10 protein-coding genes and 2 tRNA genes are annotated in these 11,046 nt (G+C 72.2%); 9 read left to right on the forward strand and 3 right to left on the reverse strand.

All coding sequences use genetic code 11. The annotated features are described in order from the left end of the window. Positions 1 to 15: 15 nt before the first annotated feature. Positions 16 to 1,095: a phosphotransferase family protein gene (locus C4U03_RS17420; protein WP_103938824.1), complete on the reverse strand. Its 1,080-nt coding sequence runs from the start codon at positions 1,093 to 1,095 to the stop codon at positions 16 to 18. Between the two features lie 484 nt (positions 1,096 to 1,579). Here C4U03_RS17420 and C4U03_RS17425 point away from each other — a divergent pair, with 484 nt between their 5' ends. After that, complete coding sequence (locus C4U03_RS17425; protein ID WP_235017923.1) at positions 1,580 to 2,269, forward strand: hypothetical protein; 690 nt, start codon at positions 1,580 to 1,582, stop codon at positions 2,267 to 2,269. Between the two features lie 30 nt (positions 2,270 to 2,299). On the opposite strand, the gene C4U03_RS17430 is transcribed toward C4U03_RS17425, so the two are convergent. After that, complete coding sequence (locus C4U03_RS17430; RefSeq protein ID WP_235017924.1) at positions 2,300 to 3,868, reverse strand: aminotransferase-like domain-containing protein; 1,569 nt, start codon at positions 3,866 to 3,868, stop codon at positions 2,300 to 2,302. A gap of 67 nt (positions 3,869 to 3,935) precedes the next feature. Between C4U03_RS17430 and C4U03_RS17435 the strand changes: the two genes are divergently transcribed. From C4U03_RS17435 to C4U03_RS17460, 6 genes are all read left to right on the forward strand, one after another. Beyond that, positions 3,936 to 4,595: a pyridoxamine 5'-phosphate oxidase family protein gene (locus C4U03_RS17435; RefSeq protein WP_103938826.1), complete on the forward strand. Its 660-nt coding sequence runs from the start codon at positions 3,936 to 3,938 to the stop codon at positions 4,593 to 4,595. 106 nt (positions 4,596 to 4,701) lie between these two features. Next, positions 4,702 to 5,919, forward strand: a complete 1,218-nt coding sequence (locus tag C4U03_RS41165; RefSeq protein WP_200827292.1) for a DUF2510 domain-containing protein — start codon at positions 4,702 to 4,704, stop codon at positions 5,917 to 5,919. A gap of 45 nt (positions 5,920 to 5,964) precedes the next feature. Beyond that, on the forward strand, positions 5,965 to 6,579 hold the full coding sequence (gene orn / locus C4U03_RS17445) for an oligoribonuclease (RefSeq protein ID WP_103938827.1): 615 nt from the start codon (positions 5,965 to 5,967) through the stop codon (positions 6,577 to 6,579). A gap of 65 nt (positions 6,580 to 6,644) precedes the next feature. Then, positions 6,645 to 6,717, forward strand: a tRNA-His gene (locus C4U03_RS17450). A gap of 638 nt (positions 6,718 to 7,355) precedes the next feature. Then, positions 7,356 to 7,676, forward strand: a complete 321-nt coding sequence (locus tag C4U03_RS41870) for a helix-turn-helix domain-containing protein (RefSeq protein WP_235017933.1) — start codon at positions 7,356 to 7,358, stop codon at positions 7,674 to 7,676. Next, a tRNA-Lys gene (locus C4U03_RS17460) sits at positions 7,639 to 7,711 on the forward strand. Before C4U03_RS41870 ends, C4U03_RS17460 begins: the two co-directional genes overlap by 38 nt. A gap of 166 nt (positions 7,712 to 7,877) precedes the next feature. Here C4U03_RS17460 and C4U03_RS17465 read toward each other — a convergent pair. Then, positions 7,878 to 8,273: an RNA-binding S4 domain-containing protein gene (locus C4U03_RS17465; RefSeq protein WP_103938828.1), complete on the reverse strand. Its 396-nt coding sequence runs from the start codon at positions 8,271 to 8,273 to the stop codon at positions 7,878 to 7,880. Positions 8,274 to 8,558: 285 nt separating this feature from the next. On the opposite strand from C4U03_RS17465, the gene C4U03_RS17470 reads away from it, so the two are divergent. After that, the gene (locus C4U03_RS17470) at positions 8,559 to 9,863 is read left to right on the forward strand and encodes a M14 family metallopeptidase (RefSeq protein WP_235017925.1); all 1,305 of its coding nucleotides are present in this window, start codon (positions 8,559 to 8,561) and stop codon (positions 9,861 to 9,863) included. 363 nt (positions 9,864 to 10,226) lie between these two features. Continuing rightward, a partial coding sequence (locus C4U03_RS17475; protein ID WP_235017926.1) for a L,D-transpeptidase occupies positions 10,227 to 11,046 on the forward strand: 820 nt, incomplete at its 3' end.

Consider the following 11,046-nt stretch of genomic DNA (forward strand, 5'->3'; position numbering starts at 1 on the left):
GGCCCGCCGTACGGGTCACCAGGGGGAGCCGGTGTCGAGAATGCGGTGGGCGCGGTCCAGCAGCAGGGGGACCCCGTCGCCGATCTTGTCGAAGCCCTCGCCGACCGTGGCGTTCTGCAGGTAGCGGGCGTGGATGCCCTCCAAGATCACCGCGAGCTTGAAGCAGGCGAACGCGACGTAGAAGTCGATGTCCGACAGGTCGAACCCGGTGATCTCGGCGTACCGCTCGGCGAACCGCCGGCGGGTGAGGAAGCCGGGGGCGGCGGTGACGGTGGCGCCGACCGGCAGCCGGTCGGCGTCGTCGGCCTCCGCCCAGTACACCAGGGTGAGGCCGAGGTCGGACAGCGGGTCGCCCAGCGTCGACATCTCCCAGTCCACGACCGCGGCGATCTGCGGCCGGGGCTCCAGCAGGGTCAGCGCGTTGTCCAGCCGGTAGTCCCCGTGCACCAGGGAGAACCGGCCGTCGGCGGGCAGCCGTTCGCCCAGCCGCGCCACCAGCCGTTCGTAGGCGGGCAGGTCTCGGGAGGCGCCGGTGGCCGCGATGGCCTCCTGCGAGCGCTCCCACTGCTGTCCCCACCGCTTGAGCTGGCGGGCCATGTAGCCGGCGGGGCGGCCGAAGTCGGCGAGCCCGGCGGCCTCCACGTCCACGGTGTGGATCGCGGCGAGCACCTCGGCCAGCCGTTCGCTCAGCTCGCGGGCCTGCTCGGGCGTGACGTCGGCGGCGTCCTCCGCGGTGCGCAGCACCCGGCCGTCGACATGGTCCATGAGGTAGAACCGGGCGCCGATCACGTCCTCGTCGGAGCAGAACGCCAGCGGCTGCGGCACGGGCACGCCGGTGCCGCCGGCCAGCGCGGACAGCACCCGGTACTCGCGCGCCATGTCGTGGGCGGTCGGCAGCACGTGTCCCAGCGGGGGGCGGCGCAGCACGATCCGCCGGCCGCCGTCCAGCGTGATCCCGTAGGTCAGGTTGGACCGGCCACCGGCGATCAGCCGCACTCCGGTGATCCGGCCGCCGCCGGGCAGCGTCCGGTCCAGCCAGGCGGCCAGCCGGGGCACGTCCACACCGGGAACCTCGGTCGCAAGCTCGCCGCTCATGAAACCATCCCATCCAGTGGTCGGCCGGGTGCGGCCGGGTGGGCGTGTCCCGCCCGCCGGGGCGCCCGGCTGCTGTGCTCGCTCATGGCGCTCTATTAGAACGCAACTCGGTTTGCGGGGCGAGAGCCGGGGGTGCCGGGATCGGCCCGCCGAGCGACCCCAGTAACCTGTTGGCCACTTCCGGACGTAAATCGAAGATTTCCTACACACCCGCTCACCCCCGCCTTCACCTGCGACGACGCACCCGACACCGGGGCGGAGCCCGGGAGCGCGCCGGGATTTCCCACCGAATCAGGTGCTTTTCGGAGGGCGGCAGGGTACGCATCAGCGACGACGCATGATCAGAGCGACATCCACCTGACGTTGCATTTGATATGCACCCAACCGGCCATCCGGGCTCTGGCCTGGACTTACCGGTCGGTCTGGGCTAACAACGAAGGATTGGACCATTCGGGGCTCATCGCCCGATTGGGGGGGACACGCAGTGGCCGACGCATGGCTACCCGGTGCCGGACGTATTCCGGCCGAACTGGACGGCGGACAACTGAAGGGAGGTGCCCCCAGGGTCGTCTGGTTCACCAGCGAGCACGACCCCCGGTCGGTCTCGGCTCGCTCGGCGGCCCATGATCTGGCCCGCACGGGCCGTCCCGCCCATCTGGTGTGGAATCCGCACACCGGGGAGATCGTCCAGTTGCTGCCCGCCACCCGCGCCGCCTGCCTGCTGGCCGACCCGGTGCGCGGGGAGGGCCGCGTCTGCCTACAGATCCTGGTGATCGGGCTGGCCCGTGAGCCGTTCACCGGCGGCCCGCTCAACGGCCTGGACGCCATCATGCGCTGGCTGGACGGCTGGGGCGTCCCCCGCCGCTGGCCGGCCGGCCCGCCGCTGCCCTCGCCGCAGTCCTACCACTCCGACAGGCAGCGCCGCCCGTGGGCGCGCGGCGGCCACTTCGGCGCCTCCCAGGTGCCCGAGTGCGTGTTGCCCGACCCCGGAGGGCTGGACATCCACCGCATCACCGGGCAGGACACCCCCGCGGTGGAGATCCCGCGTCCCCGCCCCCCGGCCGGCCAGCGGACCACCCCCGCCACGCCGGCCGCCTCCGGAGCGCCGCCCCAGGTCCTCCCCCACCGTCTGGCCAGGACCGCCGAGCCCCTGCTGACTCCAGGCCCGGTCTGACCGCCCCCCGCCTCCAGGGGGCGGCGCCGGTCAGGCCGTGAGGTCGTCGATCAGGCCACGGACGAGCAGGCACCCGGCGCGCAGCCGTGCGGTGGGAGCCGCGCTGTAGCCGATCACCAGGCCGGTCACCGACGGCCGCCCGCCATAGTGCCGTTCGAGCGTGTCCAGCAGCACGCCCGCCTGGCCGGCCCGTGCCACCACCCGCGCCACGACCTCCGCGGGCAGTTCCACGACCAGGTGCAGCCCGGCGGTGTCCCCGCGCAGCGGCAGGCCCGCGAACACCTCCACGACCATGGCGCGGCGGCGGGCGTACTCGGCGCGGACACGACGGATGTGGCGGTCGAGGTCGCCGCGTTCGAGCAGCAGCCGGACGGCCTCCTGCGGCACCACCGCCGTCCGGTCGCCCAGGTCCAGGCGGCGGGCGGCGACCGCCTCGGCCAGGTCCGGGCGCGCCGCCAGCCAGCCGACCCCGATGTCGGCGGCCAGTCTCTTGGACATGGTGCCCAGGTAGACGACCACCCGCGGGTCCATCCCGTACAGCGCGGGCAGCGGCGCGACGTCGTAGCGGAACTCACCGTCGTAGTCGTCCTCGGCGATGAGCGCGCCGGTGCGCCGCGCCCACGCCAGCAGCGCCTGACGGCGCGGCACCGGCAGCACACCGCCCAGCGGGTACTGGTGCGAGGGCGTCGTGTAGACCAGCCGCAGCCCGTCGGGAAGTCCGTCCACGACCAGCCCGTGCTCGTCCACCGGGCAGGGCACCACCTCGGCGCCGCGCGCGGCCAGCACGGAACGCGCCCGCAGGTAGCCGGGCTCCTCCACGCCCACCCGGTCACCAGGACGCAGCACCGTGGCGGCCAGCATGTCCAGGGCGTTCGTCGTCCCGCGCGTCACGACCACCTGCTCCGCCTGGCAGGCGACGCCCCGGCTGCGCCGCATGTGCTCGCACAACGCCTCCCGTAGCCCGTCCAGCCCCCATGGATCCGACCTGCCTCCCGGAGCGATCGAGGCCGCCGTCCGCCACGCACGCCGCCAGGCGGGCGTGTCCAGACCTCCGGCCCACGGCACCCCCGGCCGCAGATCGGTGGCTCCCTCTGGAGCCGCCTCCCCATTCCCCCGGCATCCACCGGACGTGCCGGCGACGCCATGCCCGATCGGCTCCGCGTCGTCCCCGGACGTACGGAGACGGAGCACGCCACTGGACATGCTGGTGCCGCCATACCCGGTGGCCGTGGCTGAGGCACCGCGGTTCCGCCGCACGCCCGGCACGGTCGGTTCGTCGCCGGTGGCGAGCGGGGCCGTTCCGGGGGCTTCGGGGCTTACGTCCGCGACGTACGTACCCGAGCCGTGCCGGCCCTCCAGCCAGCCCTCGGCGTAAAGCTGCGCGTACGCGTCCATCACCACCGTGCGGCTGACGCCCAGCACTGCGGCCAGCGCACGGGAGGAGGACAGCCGCTCCCCCGAGGTGAGCCGTCCCTCCTTGATGGCGGTGCGCAACTGCCCGGTGAGCTGAGCGGTCAGTGACTCGGCCGCCGTACGGTCGACGAGCAGCGGCAGATCGGGCTGTACGCGCGGTCCGCCGCCTGAAGGCGCTGTCGCCAAGTGGTCTCCTGAAAACACCGAAAAGTGGCTCTGTGGGCCTGGCCACTTCCCGCCTAGCGTAAGGCCCATGAGCACGACGGAACTGTCCAGCACCAGCCGCACCAGGCTCGGACGGGCGCGCGAGCGCGGCCTGACCGACCGGACCTCGCTGTACGAGGTCCTCGACGCGGGCATGATCTGCCATCTGGGCGTCGTCGTGGACGGCCTGCCCCGGGTGATCCCCACCGGGTACGGGCGCGACGGCGACATCCTCTACCTGCACGGCTCCACCGGGGCACGGAGCCTGACGGAGGGGTCCCGGCAGGAGGTCTGCGTCACCGTCACGCATCTGGACGGCATCGTGCTGGCCCGCTCGATCTTCCATCACTCGGTCAACTACCGCAGCGCGATGATCTACGGAACGCCACGGCGGGTCACCGACCCCGACGAGTTGCTCACCGCCCTGCGCGCCATCTCCGAACGGCTCGCGCCCGGCCGGTGGGACGCCGCCCGGCCGCCCACCCGCCGGGAACTGGCGGCCACCGCGGTGCTGGCGCTGCCGCTGGAGGAGGCCTCGGTCAAGATGCGGCAGGGACCGCCCAGCGACGACGAGGAGGACCACTCGCTCGGCGTCTGGGCCGGAGTCCTCCCGGTGCACCAGGTGTTCGGCGAGCCCGTCCCCGACCCCCGCCTGCGTCCCGGCATCCCCGTTCCCGACCATGTCCGCGGCCGTTCCGCCGAGCGGTGACGCGACCGTTCTCCGGCCCACCCGGCATCGGCGGCATCGGCGGCGTCCGCGGTCAAATCACGATGGGGTGACCCCATCGTGATTTGACTCGCATAATCTCTGCCCCATGAGCGGCCAGATTCCGGCGGGCTGGTACCACGACCCCTACGGCACGCCCGGCCTGCTGCGTTACTGGGACGGCGGCCAGTGGACGCAGGCCACCCAACCCTCCGACGAGTGGAACGACGCCGAGCCCACGCAGGGCGGTGCCGCACCGGCCGACGCTCCGGTGCCCTCCGGCCCTCCCGAGTCCTCTCCGGCGCCCTCCGGACCCCCGGCGTCCTCCGGCTCCCCGGCGCTCTCCGGACCCCCGGTGCCCGCGGGCTTCTCGCCGGACGCCGGGGCCGGGCAGCCGGGTGGCTCCACGCCGCCGCCGTGGATGCCCCCGGCCGACGGTCGGCCCAACTGGAACTGGGACGGCCCGCCCGCCGGCCCGGCGACACCCCAGCCCTGGCAGGCATCCAAAGGCCCCCAGACCCCGCCGCCCTGGCAGTCCCCCCAGGGGCCGGGCACGCCCCAGCCCTGGCAGACTGGCCCGCCCCAGCCCGCCGGCAGCAACACCGGGCTGCTGTGGGCCCTCGGCGGTGGCGGCGTGGTGGTCATCGTCCTCATCGTGCTGGTCGCACTGTTCGCCACCGGTGTCCTGGGCGGCGGCCCCGAGCCGTCCTCGGCGACGGCCGCCCCCGCTCCCACCGCCACCGTTCCCTCGGTGAACCCCACCGGGCGTTCACCGGTGACCGGGACCATCACCGACGACACCGCCGGCGTCTCCTACGCCCAGCTCGGCGGCGGCTGGCAGCCCCAGCAGATCGACCCGAACAGCCCCTTCGCCCGCGAGCGCGGCTTCAGCCGCGGCCAGATCGCCGTCGTCCAGAACGACTACAACGGCTCGGGCGGCCAGTACCTGGCCTCGGTCTACTCCGGCCGGCTGCCCGAGTCGGTCGGCTACGACGGGCCCGAAGACCTCCAGACGGCGATCAGCGACTTCGCCAGGAGCATCGAGACCGAGCCCGAGCCCACCGGCAGCTACCCCTCGCACACCCGCGAGGATCTGGAGTCGGCCTCCCGCACCATCGGCGACCACAAGGCCCACCTGGTCAGGTTCCGGCTCTCCTTCCCCCAGGCCGCCTCCCGCGGCTGGAACTTCCGCAGCGAGACGGTGGCCTTCGTACTGATCGACCAGGGCTCCGGACAGCGGCCCAGCGTGGTCTGGATCACCGTTCCCGACAGCCACGGCAACGGCGGCGACCTCGATCTGCTGCTGGAGTCGATCAAGGTTCTGTGAACCGTCCGGACCGTCCCGGCGTCCCGGCCGATTAGGGTGAAACCCATGAACGACCTGTTGGTGTGGGCCGATTGCGAGATGACAGGGCTCGACCTGCGCAGGGACGCGCTGGTCGAGATCGCCGTGCTCGTGACGGACAGCGAGCTCAACATCCTCGACAAGGGCGTGGATGTGGTGATCAAGCCTCCCGAGGAGGCCGTCGCCCAGATGTCCAAGGTCGTCAGGGACATGCACACCACGTCGGGTCTGCTGGCGGCCCTGCCGAACGGCGTCTCGGTCGGCGAGGCCGAGGACATGGTGCTCAGCTACCTGCGCACCCACGTCCGCGACCCCAAGAAGGCCCCGCTGTGCGGCAACTCCATCGCCACCGACCGGTCGTTCATCGCCCGTGACATGCCGGCCCTGGACGCCCACCTGCACTACCGCATGGTGGACGTGTCGTCGATCAAGGAACTCGCCCGGCGCTGGTACCCCCGCGTCTATTTCGCCAGCCCGCAGAAGACCGGCGGGCACCGGGCCCTGGCCGACATCACCGAGAGCATCCGGGAACTGCGCTACTACCGCCAGGCGATCTTCGTGCCGCAGCCCGGCCCCGACTCCGACACCGCCCGTTCCCTGGCCGCCGAGGTGGTCGCCGCCGCGACCCGACTCCCCGGGTAGCCCCCTTCGCGCAATCATCGCCTGAGAACCGCTACACTTCTCTAGGCCGGTCACTCCGGTTCTTGGTGGGTGTAGCTCAGTCGGCAGAGCACCAGGTTGTGGTCCTGGGTGTCGGGGGTTCAAGTCCCCTCACTCACCCTGACGGCACAGGCCCCGTCGCGGTCATCGCGACGGGGCCTGTGGCTTTTCCCCGGCGGTGACGCGCCGACGACGCGCGGCACGACCAGATCTTTGGCACACCGTTACGCACGCGTGCCCGCCGCCACCGCGGGCCGCCGTCCGGCCGCCTGACCACGCTTGTTGGATCTCGGTGATCGGCGGGTTATGCTCCGGCCTTATCAACTCCGGCACCGCCCAAGTCGACCGACGGAGGCTGGATGAGCGTGCACGGAACGACCCCCCTGCGCATCCTGGTGGTCGACGCGGACCCCGGGACCCGCGCCGACGTCGTCGCCCGCCTGTCCGCCCACGACGAGCTCACGGTCGTCGCCGAGGTGCCCGACGGCCCCGGCGCCGTGGACCTGGCCGAACGCGTCCACCCCGACATCGTGCTGCTCGACCCGCCGGCCGTGCGCGCCGGCCACACCGCCGCCCTCGGCCGGCGCGCCCGTGTCTTCGTGCTCGCCCCCGCCGACGACCCCGCCGTCCAGGAGGCCCTGCGCGCCGGCGCCTGCGGCCATCTGGTCCCCGGCGCCCTGACCCCCGGGGACGTCATCCGCGGCGTCCGCGACGCCAGCCGCGTCCGTCACGGGCTGTCCGCCCGTGAGGCCGAGGTCATGGACCTGATCGCCACCGGCCGGTCCAACGGCGAGATCGCCCGCCAACTCTTCCTCAGCGAGAAGACCGTCAAGAACCACGTCAACCGCATCTACGCCAAGCTCGGCGTCGGCTCCCGGGCCACCGCCATAGCCCTGTGGCGCGGCGTCCTGCACCCGGCCGCCGCCGGCGACCGCCCCTCCCGGGACGCCGCAGCTCATCCCCGTCCAACCGATTCGCGCACCCCGCCCGCTCCTGATAAAGTTCCTGACGTCGCAAGGGGGGACACCCCCAGCACGACGGGCGCCGTTAGCTCAATTGGCAGAGCAGCGGACTCTTAATCCGCGGGTTCGGGGTTCAAGTCCCTGACGGCGCACCCGCTCCGACTTGGGCAAGCGTGAGATGATCACGTTTGCCCATCGTCATGTCCGGGGTCGTTCGCCCCCACGTCCACCGTCCCAAGGCCGAGCCGGAACGGGTCCGGCGGAGCCCGGGGCGGGGTCCGCGATCACGCGGACACCACCGCCCGGACAGGGGAAAGGTCAGCCGACGTCGGGAGCCGCCGACTGGCGGCGGAGGCGTTCCAGCTCGCGCCGGTCACGCTTGGTGGGGCGGCCCGCGCCGCGCTCCCGCAACCCGATCGGGATCAGCGCCTCACGGGGCGGCGGTGGCGGGCTCTTGTCGATCAGGCATTCCCGGGCGACGGGCGGGCCCACCCGCTTGCGCACGATGCGCTGCACGACGACGATCCGTTCCCGGCCGTCCAGGCGCACCCGCACCTCGTCACCGGGACGCACCACCGAGGCCGGCTTGACCCGCACGTCGTTCACCCGGACATGGCCCGCGCGGCAGGCGTTGGTCGCCTGTGAACGGGTCTTCACCAGCCGGACGGACCAGATCCACACATCGACCCGTACCGAGCCCTCCTCAGCCGCCATACCCCGACCTTAACGCCACGCACCCCCATACCGATCGCCGGTCATCGCGCCCGCCGCCGGATCGCCAGGCGCGGCCGACGAAGACGTGACCGGAGCCGCGGCACCGGCCGGGCGCACGCCCGCTCGCGTCCGCCGGCGCCGGGCCCTCTTTCGACCCGCGCGCCGGCCGGGAAGGCGATATGCCGTCACATCGTCTATTCACTTAATTCTTAGCGCTTTACTGATCAACGGCCCGAATTTACGCTTGCGCCGTCCTACGGTCACCCCCCGCCGTTGGAGGCTGCATTGCGAAGGAGACCCCTGCTCGCCATGCTCGGTCTGTGCGTTCTGCTCGTCGTGAGCGCACTCGCCGGCACCGGTGCCTCGGCCCAGACCGCCGCCGTGGCGCCCGAATCACAGGAAACGCACGCGTACGACGTCACCGGCCTGCGGAACGCGGCCGACCGCACCCTGATCGCCCGCACCGGCGCGGCGATCGACGAGGCGCACGGCCGGCACGTCGTCATCACCGCCACCGCACAGGAGGTGGCGGCCGTACGGCGGCTCGGCTTCACCGTCACCCGGCTGCCCGCCGAGCAGACGGGCCGACAGGAGGCCACGACCCTGGACTTCCCGCCCGCCGACTCGGGGTACCACAACTTCGCCGAGCTGACCACGCTGGTGAACCAGGTGGCCGCCGACCACTCCAGCATCGTCCGCAAGTCCGTGATCGGCCGCTCCTACGAGGGTCGCGACATCATGGCCGTCAAGATCAGCGACAACCCGGGCACGGACGAGGCCGAGCCCGAGGTGCTGTTCACCCACCACCAGCACGCCCGTGAGCACCTGACCGTCGAGATGGCGGTCTACCTGCTCAACGAGCTGACCGACAAGTACGGCACGGACTCGCGCATCACCAACCTGGTCAACAGCCGGGAGATCTGGATCCTGCCGGACCTCAACCCCGACGGCGGCGAGTACGACATCGCGACCGGCACCTACCGCTCCTGGCGCAAGAACCGGCAGCCCAACTCGGGATCCAGCGCCGTGGGCACGGACCTGAACCGCAACTGGGCCTACAACTGGGGATGCTGCGGCGGTTCCTCCATCACCCCGTCCAGCGCCACTTACCGCGGCTCGGCCGCCGAGTCCGCGACCGAGGTCCGCGTCACGGCCAACTTCATCCGCAGCCGGGTGGTCGGCGGACGCCAGCAGATCAGGGCGGCCATCGACTTCCACACCTACAGCGAGCTGGTGCTGTGGCCGTACGGCTACACCTACGCCGACACCGGCCCCGGGCTGACCCAGGACGACCGCAACGCGCACGCCACCCTCGGCCAGAACATGGCCTCGACCAACGGCTACACGGCCGAGCAGGCCAGCGACCTCTACATCACCGACGGAACGATCAACGACTGGATGTGGGGGGTCTACAAGATCTTCAACTACACGTTCGAGATGTATCCGCGCACGGCCAGCCCCGGCTTCTACCCGCCGGACGAGGTCATCGCACGGGAGACCTCCCGCAACCGCGAGGCCGTGCTGCGGCTGATGGAGTACGCCGACTGCGTCTACCGCATCATCAACAAGCCGGCGCTCTGCACGGCCTGACCGGGTCCTGACACCCGTCCCATCCTCAGGACACCCGTCCTGAGGTGCGGCAGGGCCGCCGCCGCCGTCACCGGTGGCGGCGGCCTCTGCACGTCTCCCCTCGATCACCGTCAGTAGCCGACGGCTCGTCGTCCGCATCCCGGCAATCCAGGAATGCCGGACCACCTGGGCAAACAAGGCTTTTCGTAATGGCGCAGGTCGGCAGAGTTCCCCGAATGCGGCCAACGGTTATTTACGCGCCCGCATCCCGGTAATTCCCGTGACGACGGGATCGCACATGGTAAGGATGTGACTCCCGCAAGATGTCATCTTGCGCTGAGTAACCATCCCCCTTCCCGGGAGCCCCGCTCCCTTGGAGTTGATGTGAACCATCGTTGGCAACGAGTACGCCGACGCGGCCCGGTGGCGGCCGGGCGGTCCCGCCCCGGCCGGCGCGGCCGCACGGCCGCCGGCGCCGCGGTCGCGGCGGCCGTCGCGGTGCTGGTGACGGGCTGCGGCGGTGACCAGCAGACGGCGACCGGCCGGACCTCGACGGCGGAACTGTCGAAACTGCCGCAGGCGACGACGTTCACCACGTTGCGCGGCCTGCCGCGGGACTCCGCCCCGTCTGCGGAGACCGACGGCACGGTGGTGAACCCCGCCGCCACGCTGCCGGTGTCGGCCGAGCCCGGCGGCCCGCCCGTCGCGGCGCTGCCCGCCACGCAACTGGACGGCCCCACCTGGGTGCCGGTGATCGAGAGCCGGCCGGGCTGGCACCGGGTGCTGCTGCCCAGCAAGCCGAACGGGACGACCGGCTGGATCCCGCAGTCCGGCGGCAGGCTGACCACCGCCCGCAGCCCCTACCTGGTCAAGGTCGAGACGGGAGCGCGCCGGCTCACCCTCGTGCGGTCCGGCCGCAAGATCGGCGCCTGGACGGTGGCGGTGGGCGCCGCCAAGACGCCCACCCCGGCCGGACGCACGTTCCTGCTCGGCCTGCTCAAGCCGTCCGACCCCAAGCCCAGCCCGCTGATCATGCCGGTGGGAGCGCACTCGGAGACGCTCGACACCTTCGGCGGCGGGCCCGGCACGGTCGCCTTCCACGGCTGGGCCGACGAGTCCGTCTTCGGCAGGGCCGTCACCCACGGCTGCGTCCGGGTGCCCGACGACGCGCTGACCCGGCTGTCGAAGGTGCCGCTCGGCACCC

It is taken from the genome of Thermomonospora echinospora (assembly GCF_900108175.1).
Lineage (GTDB): Bacteria > Actinomycetota > Actinomycetes > Streptosporangiales > Streptosporangiaceae > Thermomonospora > Thermomonospora echinospora.

What these genes read in the sequence shown, in the direction of transcription:
- C4U03_RS17420 (WP_103938824.1), bottom strand. Translation starts at nt 1,095, where the DNA reads ATGAGCGGCGAGCTTGCGACCGAGGTTCCCGGTGTGGACGTGCCCCGG.
- C4U03_RS17435 (WP_103938826.1), top strand. Translation starts at nt 3,936, where the DNA reads ATGAGCACGACGGAACTGTCCAGCACCAGCCGCACCAGGCTCGGACGG.
- C4U03_RS41870 (WP_235017933.1), top strand. Translation starts at nt 7,356, where the DNA reads ATGGACCTGATCGCCACCGGCCGGTCCAACGGCGAGATCGCCCGCCAA.
- C4U03_RS17465 (WP_103938828.1), bottom strand. Translation starts at nt 8,273, where the DNA reads ATGGCGGCTGAGGAGGGCTCGGTACGGGTCGATGTGTGGATCTGGTCC.
- C4U03_RS41165 (WP_200827292.1), top strand. Translation starts at nt 4,702, where the DNA reads ATGAGCGGCCAGATTCCGGCGGGCTGGTACCACGACCCCTACGGCACG.
- orn (WP_103938827.1), top strand. Translation starts at nt 5,965, where the DNA reads ATGAACGACCTGTTGGTGTGGGCCGATTGCGAGATGACAGGGCTCGAC.